Source organism: Candidatus Limimorpha sp., from assembly GCF_056203535.1.
Window position 1 is genome coordinate 44,205 of record NZ_JBADWU010000105.1, and the last position, 20,929, is coordinate 65,133.

Here is a 20,929-nt window from a genome sequence, read left to right on the forward strand (position 1 = left end):
TGGATAGAAATTTGACAACAAAAGTAGTATTTTTGCACCCTTAAATCGAAGTCATGCACGAATTTTTGGATTTATTTTTCGACGTACTGAGAAACAGCATTTTGGTCACGGGTTTGGTCATCATCATGATGCTGATGATTGAATACATCAACATCAACTCGCAAGGAAAACTTTTTGGCCGACTGAGGAAAAACCGCTTCGGACAAGTGGTTTTGGGTGCCGGTTTAGGCATCATTCCAGGGTGTATGGGCGGTTTTGCAGCGGTTTCGATGTATTCCCATAAATTACTGAGTTTCGGTGCTTTAATTGCCATGATGATTGCCTCATCGGGCGACGAAGCCTTTGTCATGCTGGCCATGATTCCGAAGGAAGCCGTGATACTTTGCGGCATTTTGTTTGTTACAGCCATTGTTGCAGGTCTCATCACCGACCGTTTCGCCAAACCAAAACAAAACGAACATTTGGGCTGCGACGAAGAATATCAGATTCACGAAGAAGACCATCACCACGGCAAGAGCGACGAGAAACCGACCTTGCGCAACATGAAACACGCCAGCGCCGAGCGCATCGCCTTGCTTCTGGGCGTGCTGCTTTTCATTTTCGCCTTGGCTTTCGGCATGTTGGAGCATGACCATGAGCACGAACACGAAGGCCATAGCCACGATACCGAACTGGTTGTCAGTGAAGAAACACATTGCGATGCGCATGACTTTGAAATGGAAGAGGCACACGACCACACGCATCTCAACATCTTCGATGAATACTGGATGAACTTAATCTTTGCCCTCGTGAGTTTAGTGGTGGTTTATTTCATCGCCACTTCGCCAGAGCATATCATCAAGGAACACCTTTGGGAACATATCATCAAAAAACATTTCCTGCCCATTTTCCTATGGACTTTCGGCGCACTCGTCGTCATCGAAATCGGACTGCATTATTTCCACATCGAAAACTGGGTTAGTTCCAACATTCCTTGGATGATTCTGTTCGCCATTCTCATCGGCATCATTCCCGAATCGGGGCCGCACATGCTTTTCGTCACGCTGTTTGCCACGGGCGTCGTGCCGTTCTCAGTGCTTTTAGCAAGTTCTATTTCCCAGGACGGACACGCTTCTCTCCCGCTTTTGGCCGAAAGCAAGACCAGTTTCCTGAAAGCCAAAATCATCAATGTGATTGTGGCGGCCATCGTTGGTTACGGGTGTTATTTTGTTGGATTTTAGAGTTTTTCCAAAAATAAATGCTACCTTTGCATTGTTAAAACATACTCAAAATGAAAATCATCCTTGCCACCGATTTCAGCGATGCTAACAAGACGCTTTCGGAATATGCCATTGATTTACTGAAAGATAAAGAAGGTACTTTGTTGCTTTTTCATGCTTATGAATCACCCGAAGACTATGATGAAGCCGAAGCCAAAATGAGTTCGACGGTGAATCTGCTTTCCGATTTCGGCAACATCAACGTAAAATCCGTTCTAGTTCAAGGCGACCCTGAGACCTGTTTGCTCAACTTAATTGATACTGAAAAAGCCGATCTCGTCCTGATGAGCACCCGAGGCCGTGGCAACAAAGGTTTTCTTGAAGGCAGCCTCTCGAAAAAAATCATGAGTTCATCGCCTATTCCTCTTTTGTCCATTCACGAAGACTATCAGTATCGCGACAGCAGCGAAATACTTTTCGTCACGAATTTCAACAAAAGCGACATTGATACCATCAAGAAAATCTTCGACCTTTTAGAACCTTTCAATCCAAATCTTCACATTGTTCACTGCCTCATCGACGGCGACCCAGGAAAAGCATCGAGACTTCTGACTGAACTTGAATCGTCACTTAACAAACTGAACTTCAGCGAAAACATCAAATACAAACTCATTTTTTCCACCGACCCGAAAGTGGCTTTGAAGACGTATTGCAACGAAAACAACATTTCTTTGGTAGCCTTCACACCGCGCGAAAAGCATTTCGATGACCTTTTTTTCAAGGACAGAGTCACGAAAAACGATTTCTACAACCTCCATCTTCCGCTGCTGACTTTCAAAAAGCAGTCGTAGCAGCTGATTAAGAGAGCAAAAATATGCCATACGATTTTACAAAACATATTGATAATCAAATTTTTAAAGTCATCACACAAGCCAGCAAGCAGCTTGGCTACCGCAGTTATGTGATTGGCGGCTATGTGCGCGACATTTTGCTATGCCGCCCTTCAAACGACATTGATGTCGTGACCGTTGGCAGCGGCATCACGTTGGCGAAAAAAGTCGCCGCCATGCTGCCCGGAAAAAAAGAAGCCAAATATTACGGCGCTTTCGGTACGGCAATGATTAATTATAAAGGTATGGAAGTCGAGTTTGTGGGCGCACGCCGCGAGTCATACGACCGCAACAGCCGCAAGCCCGTAGTGGAAGACGGCACTTTAGAAGACGACCAGAACCGACGCGATTTCACCATCAACGCAATGGCTATCAGCCTCAACGAAGATGATTTCGGCACTTTCGTCGACCCGTTCAACGGCATGGCCGACTTGGAGGAACTCACCATACGCACCCCACTCGACCCCGACATCACCTATTCCGACGACCCGCTGCGCATGATGCGTGCCATCCGTTTCGCCTCGCAGCTGCATTTCTATATTGAACCTGAATCCTTCGATTCCATCAAGCGCAACGCCGAGCGAATCAAAATCGTTTCGATGGAACGCATCACCGAAGAACTGAACAAAATCATACTATCCAAGCAACCTTCAATCGGCTTTAAATTGCTGGACGAAAGCGGATTACTGAAACTGATATTTCCACAATTGGTACAACTGAAAGGCGTTGAAACCGTCAACGGCAGAGGTCATAAAGACAATTTCTTGCACACTTTGCAAGTCCTCGACCAAGTGGCCGAAAAGAGCGACGATCTCTGGTTGCGCTGGGCCGCCATTTTACACGACATTGCCAAGCCACAGACCAAACGCTGGGAAGAAGGCACTGGCTGGACTTTCCACGGGCACGAGTTCAAAGGCTCAAAAATGGTGCCTAAGATATTCTCCGCCATGAAGTTGCCACTGAACGAAAAGATGAAATATGTGCAGAAACTTGTGCTATTGCATCTGCGCCCCATCGTGCTTGCCGAAGACATCGTGACCGATTCCGCCGTCCGCCGTCTGCTTTTCGATGCCGGCGACGACATCGACGACTTGATGCTCCTTTGCCATGCCGACATCACTTCGAAGAACGAGGAAAAGATTCGCAAATACCACAAGAATTTTGAAATCGTTCAGGAAAAGCTGAAGGAAATCGAGGCAAAAGACCACCTCAGAAACTGGCAGCCACCTGTCGACGGCATTGTGATTATGGAAACCTTTGGCTTGCCGCAAAGCCGCGAAGTCGGCGTAATCAAAAATGCCATTCGTGAGGCTGTTTTGGACGGTGTCATCGGCAACAATTTCGCTGATGCATACGCATTTATGAAAGCTGAAGGCGAAAAATTAGGCCTGAAAGTCGTCAAGGAAATCAGTGAACCTGTGGTGGTGGCTTCCAATGGCCCCGTGCCTCAAAAACTGAACGATTGATGAAGACTTTAATCGTCATAGCGGGACCAACCGCATCGGGCAAGACCGCTTTTTCGATTGCCTTGGCCAAGGCTTTGAAAACGGTCATCATTTCAGCCGACAGCCGACAGTTCTACAAGGAAATGAGCATCGGAACAGCTGCCCCAACACCTGATGAATTAAGTCAAGTAAAGCATTATAACGTACACAATATCAGCATTGAAGACAAATACGATGTCGCCGAATACGAAAAAAACGTACTTGAATTGTTAAAGACGCTTTTTCAGAAACATGATTCTGTGATTCTTACCGGTGGTTCGGGATTGTTCATTGATGCAGTCTGCAACGGCATTGACGAAATGCCCGACATTACTGCTGAAACGAGAGAAAAAGTTGAAAATATTTACCGCGAAGACGGATTAAGAGCCTTGCAGAACGCCGTGCAACAGCTTGATCCTGAATATTTTTTCATTGTCGACCAGCAAAATCCTCGCCGTTTGCAACGCGCCTTGGAAGTCTGCTACCAGACAGGAAAGACATTCACTTCATACCGCCAAAGACAAACCAAACCGCGCGACTTCAACATCATCAAATTCGCCTTGCTTTGGGACCGGAAAACTCTCAAACATCGCATCGACCTTCGCGTTGACATGATGATGGAACAAGGCCTGTTGGAAGAAGCCCGAAGTCTCTACCCTATGCGCCATCTGAACGCCTTGAACACAGTCGGTTACAAGGAACTATTTGCTTATTTTGACGGCAATTGCACGTTAAAGGAGGCCATTGAGCAAATCAAGATTCACACACACCAATACGCCAAACGCCAAATTACTTGGCTGCACAAGGACGACAGCTACATTTGGGTGAAAACAGATGAGATGGAGAAAGTATTAGAAACGCTTACTTCCTCTCTTTCAGTGTAACACGCACTGTGTCTCCAAAATTCTTTCCAATTTGCTTTCGGATAGCTTTCGTAATTCCGATGATAAAACAAGGCGTTCCCATTTTGACTACTTGTCCGTCATAAGGCACACCGTCAAAAGTGGCATGAACCGGCAGACGGCCTTTGCCAAAAAGTGCCTTGATGTCGTATGGCACTTCAACGTATGCGGCATCCATACCTTCGTTTCTTATAATGACTGCATCAAAAGAAAGAGACTCCATAATTATTTTTGAACGCAAAAATAGATATTTTCCCCATTCCCTGATTGGGAATCAAATTTGCATGTATCTTTTGCGTGTTCATGTTACAAATCATTGATTCAATCAAATTCATGAGAATTTAACACACTTTTCATACTCTAATCATCAGACTTTTCTTAATTTTGCCCCAAATTTTATTACAAATGAAAAGACTAAGTTTAATCCTTGCCATGATGGTTTTTGCACTCGTGGCAAACGCTCAGAAAATTGAGCACATCTATTACTACAGCAATCCTATTGTGAACACCCAGAACGGGTATCAACAGATTGGTTTTCAAGACTGTTCACCAATTAGCAATGTTGGTGAGCCTACCCTGCCTTGGCAAAATGTCAGCCTGATGCTGCCTCAAAACATGGAAGCCGCAAGCATCAGCGTTGAATTTTCCGATTTCGTCGAAATGGACGGCGAATACAACCTCTACCCTTACCAAAGACCACGTCCTTATTCCGAGACGAGAGAAATCCCTTTTGAGAAAAACGAAAACATTTACAATTCTTCCGAAGTTTATCCTTCGAGAACCAACAGCGATGTCAACACGCAGTATCTCAACGGCGTAGGTTTCGCTTTCAGCGGATTTACACCTGTCAGATATGTGCCTGCCACGGGCAAGGTGAGTTATGCCAAGACCGTGAAAGTCAGCGTTGAATGTGAAGCCAGCCGCGCTGACCACAGCCGCAATCTTTGGCTGACACCTGAAAATCAGGCTGCAATTCTCCGTTTGGCGCAAAACGGATCGGTGTTGAACACTTACGAGAAACGCGGTCGCGAAATCAGCGGATATGACATGCTCATCATCACATCAGAAGAATGGATTGAACCTTTGGCTGAATACATTCAGTTGCAAACCAGCAGAGGCATCCGCACCCATATCGTTAGCCTTGAAGAGATTTACGATCAGATGGAAGGCCGCGACGAACCTGAAAAAATCCGTTATTACATCAAGCAGGAATACGAAAACAACGGCATCAGCATGGTGAACCTTGCCGGCGACGTTTCCATTGTGCCTTTCCGTTACCTTTGGTGCTTTGCCCAGGAAGGTTACGAAGACCAGTTGCCGGCCGATATGTATTACGTTTGCCTTGACGGAACCCAGAACGATGACGATGACGACCGTTGGGGCGAAGTCGGCGAAGACGACTTGCTGCCCGAACTCAACATAGCACGTCTGCCTTTCAACAACCAGAAGCAGTTCGAGACCATTATGCACAAGACTTTCAGCTACACGCTGAATCCTGTCCTTGGCGAGTTCACCTCTCCTATTCTCGGTGCCGAACACCTCGGCGACGGCTATTATGGCAGCGACGATATGGAACGCCTCATCGGTGGCAGCAGCGATTACGACTACACCACCGTCGGTTATCCTGTTGATTACGATTTCAAGAAATACTACGCCACGAACAGCGTCAACTGGAGCGGTACTGATTTCAAGAATGTCATCCGCACCGGCGGTCAATATGTTCACCACGTGGGTCACGCCAACGCCGATTATGTGGCAGGTTGGACCGGCAGCATGATGCCCGACAATTTCTTCGATGGCAATGACGGTGTGAACCACAACTACATGATTTTCCACTCCCACGGCTGCATTTGCGGCGACTTCCCACATTCCTGCGTACTCGAAAAAATGATTACCATTGAGACTGGTTTCGTCTGCACCTGCGGCAATTCACGCTATGGATGGTATTCACCTTGGGGCGACGGCATGGCTGCCCACATCCACCGCGAATTGGTTGATGCTTTCTGCGGCGACCACCTTCAGTTCCTCTGCGAAGCCATGCGCGAAGCAAAAATCCAAACAGCGCCATACGTCACAATGTATGGCGAAGAAGGTTGCTTCCGTTGGAACATCTACTGCCTCAACCAATTGGGCGATGTCGCTTTAACTCCTTGGTTTGAAGAACCATTCAATCCTGATGTCACCTACAGCAACGGCTTGTTAATCGGCACCGAAAGCACTACCGTCAACGTGATGCAGGACGGCAGTCCGCTCAATAATTTCCGTGTCAGCCTCTATCGTGGCGATGAACTTCTCGGCTTCGGCCATACCGATGACGAAGGCAACGCGACCTTGGTTTTCGACAGACCAATTGATGCCGTTGGCGAGATGCAACTCATCATCACAGGCCAGAGTGCTTGGCCACAAATCCTTGATGTCATGGGCTTTGACGGCGAAGAACCTTACGTTTACGCCGATTTCAAGGAACTTGACAGAGAGCCAATCAGTGAAGAGACCTGCGGACTTAGCGTCACGCTTCACAACATCAGCAACACGGCAGCCAACCATGTTGAAACCACACTGAGCACCGATTGCGATTACATCACCATCACAAACGGAACGATGAGCCGCGACAATGTCGCCGCCATGAGCGATACCGACATCGACAATGCCTTCCAATTCACCATTGCCGACAATACGCCTGATTATACGAGAGTCGTCTTTGAAATTGCCTGCAACGATGGCAACGAAACCCACACGACACAAAGAGGTTTCCGCATTTTTGCTCCGAACATTGAAATCACGGAAGTGGAATTCGACGACAGCCTCGGCAACGATGATGGCCTGATTGATGCCGGCGAAGAAATCATCCTTCACGTTAAAGGCATAAACAAAGGTCACGCAATGGCATCTGAAGTGATGCTCTCCGCCTTATGCGAAGACAGCGAAATCCATATTGAAAACGGTTCATTGCCTCTCGGCGATGTCGATATAAACGGCACGTTTGCCACCGACATTACCTTCACCAGCGATGAAGACATTATCGGAGGAACAGCCTACACAATCAATTTCCTGCTTACCACCGGTGCATACGAGATTCCTTACAATTACATTTTCTCGGTCGGCTATGCCCTCGAAAGTTTTGAAACCGGCGATTTTAGTTTCATGGGTTGGGATCTCGGTGGCGAGCAGCCTTGGTTTGTGACCAGTGAAGAGGCTTACGAAGGCGAATACAGCGTCCGTTCCGGCGCAATCGACGATGACGAAATCTCAAGCCTCATCCTTTATGCAAACACAAGCCTGGATGGTGATTTGAGTTTCCATTACAAGACCTCAACGGCCAGCCACGATTATTTTGTTCTTCTTATCGACAATGAAGTCATCAAGATTTGGGACAAGGAAAACGACTGGAAACTTTACAGCACCGAAATTAAGGCCGGCAGCCATGTCATTGAGTTCCGCTACGACAAGAGTCCTAATGGCGTCGGCGGTCAAGACTGCGTCTGGATTGACAACGTGATTTTCCCTCCTACTTTCATTGTGACTGACGTTGAAGAAACTACAACCGAAAAACGAAACAACATCTATCCAAACCCGAACAGCGGGAATTTCACCATCAGCCTTTCTGAAGATCATTCCAACATTCTGGTTTACAACCAGCTCGGACAATGCATCAAACGCCTTGACAATGTTTCGGGCTACCAGACCATTTCACTTGGCGAAGCCTCTCAGGGTTTGTATTTCGTTCAGATTCAAAACGGAACAAACGTCGAAACATTCAAAATGATTGTAAAATAACGGCAATTTATCCAAAAAAGTCAAGAAAAGCCCGCTTAAGCGGGCTTTTCATATTTTAGAAAGTTGAATAGCAAAGATTTAAAGAGTCGTTATGTAAGACTAATGGACCATTTTAGTTCATGTTTGGGATAAAACGCATCTGACGCTTCGACAAGTCCAGCAATCAGCAACAATTAAACTTTTAAACAATAAACAACTAAACATTTTCACTACCTTTGCGGCAAAATTAAAATCATGTTAGACCTTTTCATTCAAATACGAATTATCGACATCATCGACATCACTTTGGTTGCCGCCCTGCTTTACGGCTTGTATTCATTGGTAAAAGGCACAACGGCAACGAGCATTTTCCTTGGCGTTGTATCCATCTGGCTGATATGGCAAGTGGTGAAAGCCTTACAGATGGAACTGTTAAGCAGCATATTAGGTGCATTCGCCAGCGTCGGTTTCATTGCACTTATCATCATTTTCCAACCCGAACTACGACGGTTTTTGTTCACCATCGGCACACAGGCACGGAAAAGCAAACTCACAAGAAAATTCCATTTGTTCAAAGTCAACAGTAATATCATCCTCAATGTCGATGCCATCACGCAAGCCTGCCAAAACATGTCTGACATCAAGCAAGGAGCTTTGATTATCATCACCAAACAAAACAAACTCGACGACATTGCCATGACAGGAGTCGAAATCAACGCCGACATCAGCAATGCGCTGATTGAGAATATTTTCTTTAAAAACAGTCCGCTTCACGACGGCGCCATGATTATCAGCAACAACCGCATCCGCTCGGCACGCTGCATCCTGCCCGTCACAAACAAGACGGACATTCCCGGCCACTATGGACTCCGGCACCGTGCCGCCATTGGCATCACCGAAGACAATGATTGTTTCGTCTTGGTCGTTTCGGAAGAAACCGGCACCATAAGCATGGTGAAAAACACAGTCATCCGTTCACTCAAACGCGAGGAAGTGAAATCGGCAATCGAAAAGGAACTGGAATGAACATTTGAAGTTTAAACCTTCATTCGGCAAAATTCAACAAAAAAAGGAGCGCAATTGTCTTGCACTCCCTTAATAATATCAACTAAGAACTATCTTCTATCTAACGATTCTTGTGCCACAAGATGGGTCGCCCAAACGTGTAGCCTCGGTGATGATGGCTTCGTGCCCCGTTGCTTCAACAAAGAGAATGGCAGCATGCACTTTCGGTGCCATGCTTCCTTCGGTGAATTGACCTTCAGCAAGATACTGTTTGGCTTGAGCCACGGTAATAGTGTCCAAGGCCTGTTCGTTTTCCTTGCGGAAATTGATGTAAACCTTCGGGACATCAGTCAGGATATAAAACTCATCAGCATGAATGTTGATGGCAGTCATGGCCGAAGCCAAATCCTTGTCAATGACAGCCTCGACACCACACAGACAACCGTTTTTCTCAACAACAGGAATACCACCGCCACCAACTGTTACGACAATATTGCCTTCAATGGCCAGACGCTGCACAATGTCAACATTCTGAATTGCAATCGGTTTCGGTGAAGCCACTACCTTACGCCAGCCTCTTCCCTTTGGGTCTTCCTTGTAAACAGCACCAGTTTCAGCTACATATCGTTCGGCATCTTCCTTCGAATAATACGGGCCGACCGGTTTGGTAGGATTCTGAAACATCGGGTCGTCTTTGTCGACTTCAACTTGAGTCACTAAAGTCACCACGTTTCTCTTGATGTTTTCTTTGGCGAACACCTTGTTCAACCCCATTTCAATCATAAAGCCAATCAAGCCTTGCGTTTCGGCAACGCAGAAATCGACAGGCATTCCAGGAACATCAAAATTCTGACTTCCAGCCTCTTGCTGCAACATCACATTACCGACTTGAGGGCCATTGCCATGACCAATAACAATGTTATAATCACCTTTCAGGAATGGCAGCAGTGACTGACATGTTTCCGTCACATTCTGCATCTGTTCCTTGTAAGTCCCTTTTTGACCGCCTCTCAAAAGCGCGTTTCCGCCAAAAGCGATAACAGCCAATTTCTTCATAAATGTCTAATTTATAGTATTTTAATTTAATTTTACCTCAAAAAAGAAATGCAAAGATACGGATTTTTTTAATTAAACTGAAAATATTTCCTCTCAAAATATACAAGAAAAAAAAGAATATATCTACTTTTGCAGTCTAAAACTCATGAACATGTTAGCTGACACCTACTCACAGGAGGAAAAAGAGGAAATCGAGCGACGACATCAGGTTTTGCTTGACGCATGGAAGACCCGTAAAGAGGCCCAAGATGTCGAGATGGTTGAAAAGGCATTTTATTTTGCCGCCGAAGCTCACAAGAATCAACGCCGCAGATCTGGCGAACCCTATATCTACCACCCTATCGCCGTGGCAACCATTGCCGCACAAGACATCGGTTTGGGCCGCACATCTATTATATGTGCGTTGCTTCACGATGTGGTGGAAGACACCGAATACACTACTGATGACATTAACGGAATGTTCGGCGAAAAAGTGGCGCGAGTTGTCGACGGGCTTACCAAACTTGACAAGAGCGACGACATAGAAAGTGTTCAGGCAGAGAACTTTAAGCATACCATCAGTTCGCTTTCCTACGACATACGAGTGGTGCTCATCAAGCTGGCCGACCGGCTGCACAACATGCGCACACTCGACTCGATGCCGCCACATAAACAGTTGAAGATTGCTTCCGAAACAGTTTATCTTTATGCGCCTCTCGCCTACCGTTTAGGCCTTCACTCCATCAAGATCGAATTGGAAGACCTTGCGCTGAAATACACCGACCCGACGCTCTACAACAGCATCAGCAAACGTATGGATGAAGTGCGCTCACAACGCACCAAGGAACTGAAAGCATTTGCCGTCCCGATTGAAGAGACTTTGAAGCAATTCGGCATCAAGGCGAGAATCAAAATCATTGAGCGCAGCATCAATTCGGTTTGCCAGCGCATCCGCAAAAAGGAGCTGCCTTTCGAAGACCTTTACGGCACTTTCCTCGTGCGCATCATCGCCGACTGTCCCTTGGAAATGGAAAAAATGGAATGTTGGCGAATTTATGCCGTCCTGACCAGCATCTACAGGCCAAACACCGCCATGCTCAAGGACTATATTTCCATCCCGAAAATCAACGGCTACGAATCGCTCCATTCCGTTGTGATGGGACAAAACGGCACTTGGGTCGATGTGCAGATACGCAGCAAACGCATGGAAGAACTGGCCGAAAAGGGATTTGCCGCCTATTGGAAATACAAGACCGACAAGCAGACGGAAAGCGGTTTCGACGAATGGCTTAAAAAGGCGCAAGACCTCATCGGCAACAGCGGCAGCAATGCCATTGAGTTTGTCGACAACTTCAAGCTCGACCTTTTCGCCAAGGAAATTTTCGTCTTCACGCCACAAGGCAAAATGATTTCGATGCCACGCGGCGCCACCGTGCTCGATTTCGCCTACTACATTCACTCCGAAATTGGCGACCATTGCATTGCCGCAAACGTCAACAACAAACTTTCGCAACTCAACCAAGCCCTACGCACCGGCGACCAAGTTGAAATCATCACCTCGGAGGCACAGCATCCACAGGAAAAATGGTTCGAGTATGTGGTTACTGCCTTTGCCAAATCGAAACTGAAAAACGGCATCAAGGAATACCGCAAGATTTTCCGCGACGAAGGCGAAGCCACCTTCAACGAAATCATGAAGAAAATCGGCGAAGAGCCTTCAAAGGCCAACCGCAGCAAAATCATGGAAGCCGCAGGCATCACCAGTTCTGTCGACTTCACCTATTTTGTCGCCACAGGAAAAATCAACGAGCAGAGCATCCTGAGCGTGCTGAGACCACAATCGTCCAACAACAGTTTCCTCAGTGCCATCACATTCGGCATGTGGGGAAATTCCAGCAAGCCGAAAGATGAAAAGCCGACGCTGAAATCGTCAGGCGAATTCGATTTCCAAGTTGCCACCTGCTGCAACCCTATTCCTGGCGACGACGTCATAGCCTTCAACTTTCCAGGCGAGCCACTTCACATCCATCGCAGCAGCTGTCCGAAAGCCATTGAAATGTCGTCGCGTTACGGGGGCAACATCGTGAAAGCCAAATGGCAGCCAATGAGCGAAATCGCTTTCTTAGCCGCATTGAAATTCATCGCTTTAGACCAAGTCGGATTGCTCAACAAAATGACGGACCTATTCTCAAACGAGATGAAACTCAACCTGCATTCGCTGCAAATGGAATCGAAACAGGAATTGGTGGAAGCCACAATTTCCATCTACGTCCATAACACAAAGGAACTCAACGCACTCATCGAGCGACTCAACAAAATAAAGGGCATTCAGAAAGTGATTCGCATTAATAACGATTAAACTGCTTCTGGCTTTTGGCTATTTGCCAGCAACAATCAGTAATTTTTGCGTATAAAATATTGTTGTCAGGATAAAACAAGACAAATGATTTTTTTCTTATTTTTGCCGAAACATCATTGAGGAAATGAAAGAATCGACAGATAATACTTTATTGACGGTCAGGAAACTATTCACCGACTATTTGCAGGAAAAACAGCTTCGGAAAACACCAGAACGTTTTGCAATACTGAAAGAAATCTATTCCATAAAAGGCCATTTTGGGATAGAAATGCTTTACAACCGGATGAAAGACAATAAGTACCGCGTAAGCCGTGCCACCTTATACAACACTATCGACCTGCTGCTCGATTGCGGTCTTGTCATCAAGCATCAGTTCGGGCACAATTGCTCTCAGTATGAAAAATCCTACAAATTCCGCCAGCATGACCATTTCGTCGATTTGGAAACAGAAGAAGTCCTCGAATTTTGCGATCCACGTCTATTGGAAATTCAAAAGGCAATTGAAGAACAGTTAGGGGTGGAAATCACACAACATTCGTTGATTTTTTACGGACGCAAGAAAAAGTAGTTAGGAGTTAGAAGTGAGGAATTAGGAGTTAGAAGGAAAGAGGAAGGGGAAAAATTGGTCACACATACGCCCTGAAAAGGCAATTTAATATAGCGAAGGGCAAAGTGAGCTTGCGAACGGCACCTTTCGCAATAATAAAAAACGACAACACAAAACACAAGATATGAGTAAAATAGACATACTCCTCGGTTTACAATGGGGAGACGAAGGAAAAGGCAAGGTTGTTGATGCCTTGACACCTAAGTATGATATTGTAGCACGTTTCCAAGGTGGTCCAAATGCGGGTCACACCATCAAGTTTGAAGGCAAAAAATTCGTCTTGCACAACATTCCGTCGGGCGTGCTGACTCCGGGTTGCATCAATGTCATTGGAAATGGTGTAATCATTGAACCGCATATTTTAAAAGGTGAAATAGAAGGTTTACATGAAGCCGGATTTGACTTGAAAGACACGTTGAAGATTTCCAACCGTGCTCATCTGATTCTGCCCACACACCGTGCATTGGATGCCGCCAACGAAAAGGCTTTGGGCAAGATGAAAATCGGTTCCACATTGAAAGGCATCGGCCCGACCTACACCGACAAGACGGCCAGAAAAGGTTTGCGCATCGGCGACATTAGCTCATCGGAATTCAAGAACCGTTATGAAAAACTGAAAGCAACTCATCTACAGCAGATTGCATCGTTGCAGTTCGACATGAACGGCTTCCAATTGGATGGCATCAGTTTTGACGAATATGAAAAACTGTGGTTTGAAGGCATTGAATACCTGAAGCAATACGAGTTCATCGATAGCGAATATTTCCTCAACGAAGCCCTCGACAACGATAAGAAAATCTTGGCCGAAGGCGCACAAGGCTCCATGCTTGATGTTGATTTCGGCAGCTACCCGTTTGTGACCTCTTCGAGTGTCATTGCCGCTGGCGTTTGTTCTGGTTTGGGCATTGCGCCTAACCGCATCGGCAAGGTGTTTGGCATTTTCAAGGCCTACTGCACGCGCGTCGGCACAGGTCCCTTCCCTACCGAACTTTTCGATGCCACGGGCGATACGCTCCGTGAAAACGGCGGCGAATTTGGCGCCACGACAGGCCGTCCGCGTCGTTGCGGCTGGCTCGACTTGCCCGCACTGAAATATGCCGTCATGCTCAGCGGTGTAACTGACCTTATGATGATGAAATCCGATGTAATGGATGATTTCGAGACCATCAAAGTGGCCACTGCTTACCGCTATAACGGCAAGGAAACCAAACATTTGCCATTTGCCGCATGTACCGAAACCATGGAACCAGTCTATACCGAATTGCCAGGCTGGAACCAAAAAATCACCGACACAATTCCACAGAAGTTGGAAGATTACATCAAATTCATTGAAGATTACATTGGCGTTCCTGTTTCATTCGTCTCTTACGGTCCGGACAGAACCGAGAACTTTTATCGGAACAAATAACCCGTTTTTCAATATGTCAAAATGAAAAAGCTGCACCGTTTGGTGCAGCTTTTTCTATGATAGGAATCAGTATTTGTTGTTCAATTATTTTCCGTTGATTACATTCTCAACAATGGCCAAGATTTCCTTTTCCTGCTGCAAAGCGGCGGCTTCAATGTCGGCTGCTTGCTTCAAAATGTCGGCCTTGAAGGCTTCATCTTTCAGACTTGCGGCATTAATCTTGACATTCAGATGCGCTCCCATGACAGCAGAACGGGCGCACAAAGCACCGACACCAGCATCGGAAACTGAATTCGGATTGCCAATCTCAGCCATGGCACGGACAACTTCAAAAGCGCTGTAAGCGGCTTTCATGGTACGGAAAGGAACCTCAGTAGCATACTTCGTGGCATCCTGAATGGCCTTTGAGCGGGCAGCCTTTTCTTCGTCGGTCTTCTTTGGCAGGCCGAAAGCATTCATGATGGTATTGAAAGCGTTGGTGTCTTCATCGACCAGAGCGAGCAGTTCATCCTTGATAGCCTGACCTTTGACAGCCCATTCGGAGAACTCTTCCCAACGGTCGTCCCAACCTGGCTTGTGTGACGAGAGGTTGGCCACCATGGTAGCGAGCGATGCGCCAAGAGCTCCCATATAAGCGGAAATGGAACCGCCGCCTGGAGCCGGGCTTTCGCTTGCCGTTTCGTTGGCAAAACCTGTGCAGGTCATGTCGACGAGTTTCTTCTGGCTGTTGTCTTCAATCAGATATTCAATGACTTTTTCCTTTGGATTGAAAGGCTTCAAATCATCGAGGCCCATCGACTTGATGGCTATCTTCATGATTTCCTCTTCGCTGACGCCGAGCGAACGCTGCTGCTTGGCAAGATAGAAACGGCCAGCATCCATCAGAACCTTCTTAGGAATCAAGCCGACGATTTCACAGCCTGTGACACGCACACCACGGGCGGCAGCCTTAGCGCAGACTTCCTCGAAGCAGACATGAACCGGAGAAACGCTGATGTTGGTAATGTTCATGGAGACCTGAGCGATGCCGTAATCTTCGATGAACCAACCGATTGCCTTGGTGCATTTCAAAGTGCCAGGAATCATGATGGTGTTGCCGTTTTCATCCTTCATCGGCTTGTCGGTCACCTTATCGCCCATGCGCTTCGGACGGCCCTTTTCGCGGACATCGAAGGCGACGGCATTGGCACGGCGTGTGCTGGTGGTGTTCAGATTATAGTTGATGGCGACTAAGAAATCGCGGGCACCGACTTGCGTTGCGCCGGTATGAGCCACGTGTTCGTTCCATTCGTTAGGACCGAAATCAGGCTTCCATTGCTCGGAACCGAGGCGCGATGACAAGGATTCATATTCGCCCGTACGGCAATAAGCCAAATTGCGGCGTTCAGGACGGAAAGCCGCATCTTCGTAGCAATAAATCGGGATATTCAATTCATTGCCAAGGCGTTCGCCCAATTTGTGAGCGTATGCAACGACCTCTTCCATCGTGATGTTCGACACAGGAATCAGAGGGCACACGTCGGTGGCACCCTGACGCGGGTGAGCGCCGTGATGCTGCGACATATCAATGAGTTCGGCAGCTTTCTTCACCACGCGGTAAGCGGCTTCGCAAACATTTTCAGGTTCACCGACAAAGGTGATGACGGTGCGGTTGGTGGTCATGCCAGGGTCGACATCAAGCAATTTGACGCCTTCCACTTTTTCGATTTCAGCGGTCACCTGATTGATAATGTTCATATCGCGGCCTTCGCTGATGTTCGGTACACATTCGATAAGTTGTTTCATATAAGGGTAGATTTAAAAATTCAAAGATTTAAAATTTAAAATTTAAGATTTAAGGATTTATGATTCTATGGATAAAAGTCTTTCAACTTCCGCAACCAATTCCTTAGAAGGTTCGATGATTGAAAGTATTTCTTCTTCATCAACAGAGAATATACAATTATAATCACCTTTTTCTCTCAATTGCTCCATACGGGAAAGGAATGCGCCATATTTTGAATCTACCTTCCCCGTTTTTACAAAATTGAGTCCAAACACTGTCAACATGCCACTATGAGTATGGGCAACAAATTCATTTTTTATCAGCAAAGCCTGAACAGCATGAAAGCAAGCATAATAATAACGATTTGAGGCAATATCCCAAAACTTCTGTCTGCACATTTCATCAGCCTGATCCAAAAAGCGATGGGCTTTCTCCATTTCAAGGTCGACTACAATCTTTCTATCTTCATCACTTAACTTCATACCAATTGGATTGCATCGTTTGTAACATTATAATAAAATGGTGTCATTTTATAGTTTTCCCACTCCAGATTCGTATACATCACTGGATTAATCATTTCGCCCAAATCCCAGCCCAGCATCCTCAAAGGATAAGAAATTGTGTCGTAATCTTCTGGCGTCAAACGTTCCTTGTCAAGAAGAATAAGGACATCCCAATCGGAACTATCACGCGCATCGCCTCTTGCACGGGAGCCGAAAAGCAAAGCCTTTCCTCCCTTCGGCAAATTCAGGAGAAGCGATTGGCGAATCATATCCACGATGTTTTCTTTCATTTATAAAATGACTTTTGCGCTGCAAAGGTAATGCTTTTTTCGGGACGAAATGAGAAAACGTCAATTCTTTGGGGGATTGTTCAATTGAAAGCTAAGGGGAAGCATATACCCCACCCTTACAGCCTTGCCATTATGAAAGCCTGGTTTCCACTTCGGCATCGACTGCACAACTTCAACCGCTACTTCATCACAGCCATGACCTATGCCGTGTAAGACTTTCACATCCGACACGCTGCCATCAGTTTCAACAATAAAACTGACAAACACTCGGCCTTCCACACCTGCGTCTTTTGCCTGTTGCGGATAGACAACGTTATCCTGAACGAACTTCATCATTTCATCCTTACCACCAGGAAATTCAGGCATTTGCTCGGTAATTTGGTATACATCCGAAAACTCATCTTCAAATCCATCCACGATGTAACCGGTCAGACTTTCCATGTAATCAGGCTCATAAATATCAGACGAATCATCCGTAATTTCCATATTATCTGTTGGTTGAGTGTCGGAAGCCTTGTTTGAAGAGGCACCATTATTGCCGCACGACGACATTCCGAGCATAGAAGTCAGTGCCATACCCGAAATCATCACGGCCTTTCCAAGCCTTTGCCGTTTTTCAAGTTCGCGCTCCAAATAGCGCACTTCGGCTTCGCATTTCGGGCAAGTGCCCAAGCAATCGCCTTGATAGGTACATTCACTGATGACTAATTCTATGTCGTTTTCCGCTGCAATCTGCTTGCGGATTTCCTTCAGGATCTTGCAAGTTCTTTTTCCTTTTGTCATAATGCTTACCTTATTATATAGTTAAACTCGTCAATTTCAGTCACGCCCATCGATTTCAGGGTTGCAATGCTTTGCTGCACATCGGCATCAGTATTGAAATTCGGGATATGTGGCACACGAACCACAACATTTCGCGCCCCACGACGTTGCAACAACCATTCCAAATTTTTCAGAGTCAAAGCGTTATCTTTTCCCGTATAGGTCTGATAGATTTCAACATTCATATCCTTGATGTCAACGATATAGCCATCTACAACTTCATCAACCATTATCACGCTTTCTTCGGGCACACTGAGGCTGGTTTCCACCACGATGCTCCATTGCGGTCCGCACAAAGCACGAAATTCCCTAATGAAATCCACCTGTAGCAGAGGCTCTCCGCCGCCGAAGGTGACGCCGCCTTTCGTAGCAAGGAAATAAAGCTGGTCGATTTTCACCTCTTCATAAAGTTCCTTGGGAGTGTAAAGTCTTCCTTTCGCAGCATCCCACGAAGTCTTGTTGAGGCAATATTTGCAACGCAAAGGACAGCCATTGAACGTCACCAAAGTGGTAACGCCCTCACCGTCAATCACAAGACGATGGCGGCTGACTGCAAAGATTTGTGCTTGTGTCATATCGGCTGCTAAAATAATCATTTTTTCGTAATGATGAAAAAATCTGTATTTTTGCGGCATCAAAACATCATTATATGAATAAGGTATCGGAAAACCCTTCAAAAAACCGAGCTGTCTCTGACGAGAGACTTTTGCCTCCTTTAGTCATTATTGTCGGTTTAATCATCGCTTGCTACCTGACGGCCAACGTGATGGCGGTCAAACTCATCAAGGTCGGGGATGTCACCATTTTCGACGCGGGCACCATCATTTTTCCCATCACCTACATGCTCGGCGATGTGCTGACCGAAATTTGGGGCTTCAGGACGGCGAAGCGCGTCATCTGGCTCACCTTGATTTGCCAAATCATTTTCACGCTGTTTGCCTGGATTGGCATCAGTCTACCCTACCCAGCCGAAACAGAAAGCATGGCGGCGGCCTACCGGCAAGTGTTCGGTTTCGTGCCGCGCATCATGTTAGCTTCGCTGACGGCTTTCCTATGCGGAGAACTCATCAACGCTTGGACGATGGTGAAAATCAAGGAAAAGACGGGCGAAAGGCTGCTTTGGGTGCGCACCATCGGCTCATCGGTGTTTGGCTATGTTGTTGATACCACGCTGTTTGTCTGCATCGCTTTCATCGGCACAGTGCCAACACGCGACATCTTCACCATGATTGGCATCCAAATCGTTGCCAAACTGCTCATCGAAGCCTTGGGCGGAACGCCTTTGGCGTATGCGGCAATTCGGTTTTTGAAGAAAAGATTTTAATCAATGTGAGACGCGATGAATCGCGTCTCTACAGGGAGAAATTTTCCATCAAAATTCATGTCATCTGACAGAAAATCATTTTTTGCAATGAAATTTTACGGCCATAAAATTTACGGCCATAAAATTTGATAAAAAAGGCTTGAAGTTTAACAAAAAAGAATTACCTTTGCAGCGAAATTTTACAGTCATAAAATTTACGACCATAAAAAAGTGATGCGATGAACAAGTTCTACGACAGACAGCAGGAGACGGCAAGGCTGATGGAAGTCATGCGACAATCATACGAAGATTATTCCCGATTTGTAGTGCTCACGGGCAGAAGGCGCGTAGGCAAGACAAGTTTAGTGAACCATTTGATGCAGGAAAACCAAGCGACGGCTCCCGGATTGTATTTTTTCGTTGGAAGAAAAAACGAAGCCGCACTGGTAAGCACATTCAGCGATGAGATCCGTGAAAAACTTGGGGAATTTGTTCCAGAGGGCATCATGACTTTTCGCGGGCTTTTCCAACTGCTGATGGAGATTGGCAAACGCAGGAAATTCGCACTCTTTATCGATGAATTTCAGGAGTTTGACAATGTAAATCCAGGCGTTTTCAGCGACATTCAGGAATTGTGGGACCGTTACAAAAAAGAGACTCACGTCTACCTGATTGTGTCGGGCAGCATTTTCCGCATGATGGAGAAAATCTTCAAAGACGAGGAACAGCCACTTTTCGGCCGCGATGACTGCACGATTAAGCTAAAGCCTTTCAGCACCGACACAATGCGCGAAATATTAGGCGACTACAAACCCGATTTCACCAACGAGGATTTGCTGGCGCTCTGGACCATCACTGGTGGTGTGGCACGTTATATCGAACTACTGATGAACAACCGCTGCACAAATGTAAAGAAAATGCTGCATTATGTCTGCTCAAGCGGCGACAGCTTTTTCGTTGACGAAGGCAAGAAAATACTCATTCAGGAATTCGGAAAACAGTACGGAACCTATTTCAGCATCCTCGACCAGATTGCCCACGGCGACGTGACACAAAACGAAATTGAAGCCTCGCTCGGCATGAAAAGTCTTGGCGGACAGCTGAAAATACTGGAAGAGAAATACGGCATCATCAGGAAGAAACGCCCGATTGGAGCGAAAAGCGGCAGTCAAACAGTACGTTACGAGATACAAGACAATTTTTTCCGTTTCTGGTTCCGATACATCCATCGCCATTCATCACTCATTGAATTGCAAAACATGGCAGCCTTGGAAAAAATCATGACTGATGACTACACGACATTTTCCGGCATAGCATTGGAACGCTGGTTCCGTCAGAAAATGGTGGAATCGTGCCGTTACAGACAGATTGGCGGATGGTGGACGACAAACGGAAAGAATGCCAATGGTGAACATGATGATTTTGAAATAGACATCGTTGCCGAAACACTTTATGGCGAAATTGAGGCTTACGAAGTGAAACGTAATGCCCAGAAATACAATCCCAACCGACTCGCCGAAAAAACCGATGAGATGCAACATCACCTGTTCAGCAACAAGGACATACGGAAGATTGGGTTGTCTATCGAAGACATGTGATGG

At 46.3% G+C, this 20,929-nt stretch carries 18 protein-coding genes; 11 read left to right on the top strand and 7 right to left on the bottom strand.

Translation table 11 applies throughout. The features are described 5' to 3' along the window. Positions 1-53 precede the first annotated feature (53 nt). The 4 genes from AC06MN_RS12475 to miaA are packed head-to-tail and all read left to right on the top strand — an operon-like array spanning position 54 to position 4,457. On the top strand, positions 54-1,220 hold the full coding sequence (locus tag AC06MN_RS12475; RefSeq protein WP_475672717.1) for a putative manganese transporter: 1,167 nt from the start codon (positions 54-56) through the stop codon (positions 1,218-1,220). Between the two features lie 50 nt (positions 1,221-1,270). Beyond that, positions 1,271-2,050, top strand: coding sequence for a universal stress protein (locus tag AC06MN_RS12480; protein ID WP_475672718.1), 780 nt, complete (start codon positions 1,271-1,273; stop codon positions 2,048-2,050). A 23-nt stretch (positions 2,051-2,073) separates the two neighbouring features. Further along, positions 2,074-3,555, top strand: coding sequence for a CCA tRNA nucleotidyltransferase (locus tag AC06MN_RS12485; RefSeq protein WP_475672719.1), 1,482 nt, complete (start codon positions 2,074-2,076; stop codon positions 3,553-3,555). After that, positions 3,555-4,457 carry a tRNA (adenosine(37)-N6)-dimethylallyltransferase MiaA gene (gene miaA / locus AC06MN_RS12490; protein WP_475672720.1) on the top strand — a complete coding sequence of 301 codons (903 nt, stop codon included), beginning with the start codon at positions 3,555-3,557 and terminating at the stop codon, positions 4,455-4,457. The genes AC06MN_RS12485 and miaA overlap by 1 nt, the downstream gene beginning before the upstream one ends. On the opposite strand, the gene AC06MN_RS12495 is transcribed toward miaA, so the two are convergent. Continuing rightward, positions 4,435-4,698, bottom strand: a complete 264-nt coding sequence (locus AC06MN_RS12495; protein ID WP_475672721.1) for a DUF1905 domain-containing protein — start codon at positions 4,696-4,698, stop codon at positions 4,435-4,437. The two genes, miaA and AC06MN_RS12495, sit on opposite strands and share 23 nt — an antisense overlap. Positions 4,699-4,880: 182 nt before the next feature. Here AC06MN_RS12495 and AC06MN_RS12500 point away from each other — a divergent pair, with 182 nt between their 5' ends. Beyond that, positions 4,881-8,252 (top strand): C25 family cysteine peptidase, encoded by a 3,372-nt coding sequence (locus tag AC06MN_RS12500; RefSeq protein WP_475672722.1) that lies wholly within the window; start codon positions 4,881-4,883, stop codon positions 8,250-8,252. Positions 8,253-8,486: 234 nt separating this feature from the next. Next, entirely contained in the window at positions 8,487-9,257 is a 771-nt protein-coding gene (gene cdaA, locus AC06MN_RS12505; RefSeq protein ID WP_475672723.1) for a diadenylate cyclase CdaA, read from the top strand. A 96-nt stretch (positions 9,258-9,353) separates the two neighbouring features. Here the strand turns inward: cdaA and arcC are convergent, their stop codons facing one another. Continuing rightward, entirely contained in the window at positions 9,354-10,292 is a 939-nt protein-coding gene (gene arcC / locus AC06MN_RS12510) for a carbamate kinase (RefSeq protein WP_475672724.1), read from the bottom strand. Between the two features lie 145 nt (positions 10,293-10,437). Between arcC and AC06MN_RS12515 the strand changes: the two genes are divergently transcribed. The 3 genes from AC06MN_RS12515 (at position 10,438) to AC06MN_RS12525 (ending at position 14,645) form a co-directional block, all read left to right on the top strand. Then, entirely contained in the window at positions 10,438-12,630 is a 2,193-nt protein-coding gene (locus tag AC06MN_RS12515; RefSeq protein ID WP_475672725.1) for a RelA/SpoT family protein, read from the top strand. Between the two features lie 124 nt (positions 12,631-12,754). Further along, the gene (locus AC06MN_RS12520; protein ID WP_475672726.1) at positions 12,755-13,198 is read left to right on the top strand and encodes a Fur family transcriptional regulator; all 444 of its coding nucleotides are present in this window, start codon (positions 12,755-12,757) and stop codon (positions 13,196-13,198) included. 163 nt (positions 13,199-13,361) lie between these two features. Then, entirely contained in the window at positions 13,362-14,645 is a 1,284-nt protein-coding gene (locus AC06MN_RS12525) for an adenylosuccinate synthase (protein ID WP_475672727.1), read from the top strand. An 84-nt stretch (positions 14,646-14,729) separates the two neighbouring features. Here the strand turns inward: AC06MN_RS12525 and ftcD are convergent, their stop codons facing one another. The 5 genes from ftcD to AC06MN_RS12550 are packed head-to-tail and all read right to left on the bottom strand — an operon-like array spanning position 14,730 to position 18,600. Further along, entirely contained in the window at positions 14,730-16,430 is a 1,701-nt protein-coding gene (gene ftcD / locus AC06MN_RS12530) for a glutamate formimidoyltransferase (RefSeq protein ID WP_475672728.1), read from the bottom strand. Between the two features lie 57 nt (positions 16,431-16,487). After that, entirely contained in the window at positions 16,488-16,892 is a 405-nt protein-coding gene (locus AC06MN_RS12535; protein WP_475672729.1) for a HEPN domain-containing protein, read from the bottom strand. Beyond that, a complete protein-coding gene (locus AC06MN_RS12540; protein ID WP_475672730.1) occupies positions 16,889-17,203 on the bottom strand; it encodes a nucleotidyltransferase domain-containing protein in 315 nt (104 codons plus the stop codon). Before AC06MN_RS12540 ends, AC06MN_RS12535 begins: the two co-directional genes overlap by 4 nt. A 60-nt stretch (positions 17,204-17,263) precedes the next feature. Further along, positions 17,264-17,986 carry an energy transducer TonB gene (locus AC06MN_RS12545; protein WP_475672731.1) on the bottom strand — a complete coding sequence of 241 codons (723 nt, stop codon included), beginning with the start codon at positions 17,984-17,986 and terminating at the stop codon, positions 17,264-17,266. A 5-nt stretch (positions 17,987-17,991) separates the two neighbouring features. Next, positions 17,992-18,600 carry a radical SAM protein gene (locus AC06MN_RS12550; RefSeq protein ID WP_475672902.1) on the bottom strand — a complete coding sequence of 203 codons (609 nt, stop codon included), beginning with the start codon at positions 18,598-18,600 and terminating at the stop codon, positions 17,992-17,994. 74 nt (positions 18,601-18,674) lie between these two features. On the opposite strand from AC06MN_RS12550, the gene AC06MN_RS12555 reads away from it, so the two are divergent. Then, a complete protein-coding gene (locus AC06MN_RS12555; RefSeq protein WP_475672732.1) occupies positions 18,675-19,349 on the top strand; it encodes a queuosine precursor transporter in 675 nt (224 codons plus the stop codon). A 218-nt stretch (positions 19,350-19,567) separates the two neighbouring features. After that, complete coding sequence (locus tag AC06MN_RS12560) at positions 19,568-20,926, top strand: ATP-binding protein (RefSeq protein WP_475672733.1); 1,359 nt, start codon at positions 19,568-19,570, stop codon at positions 20,924-20,926. The last annotated feature ends 3 nt before the right edge of the window (positions 20,927-20,929 follow it).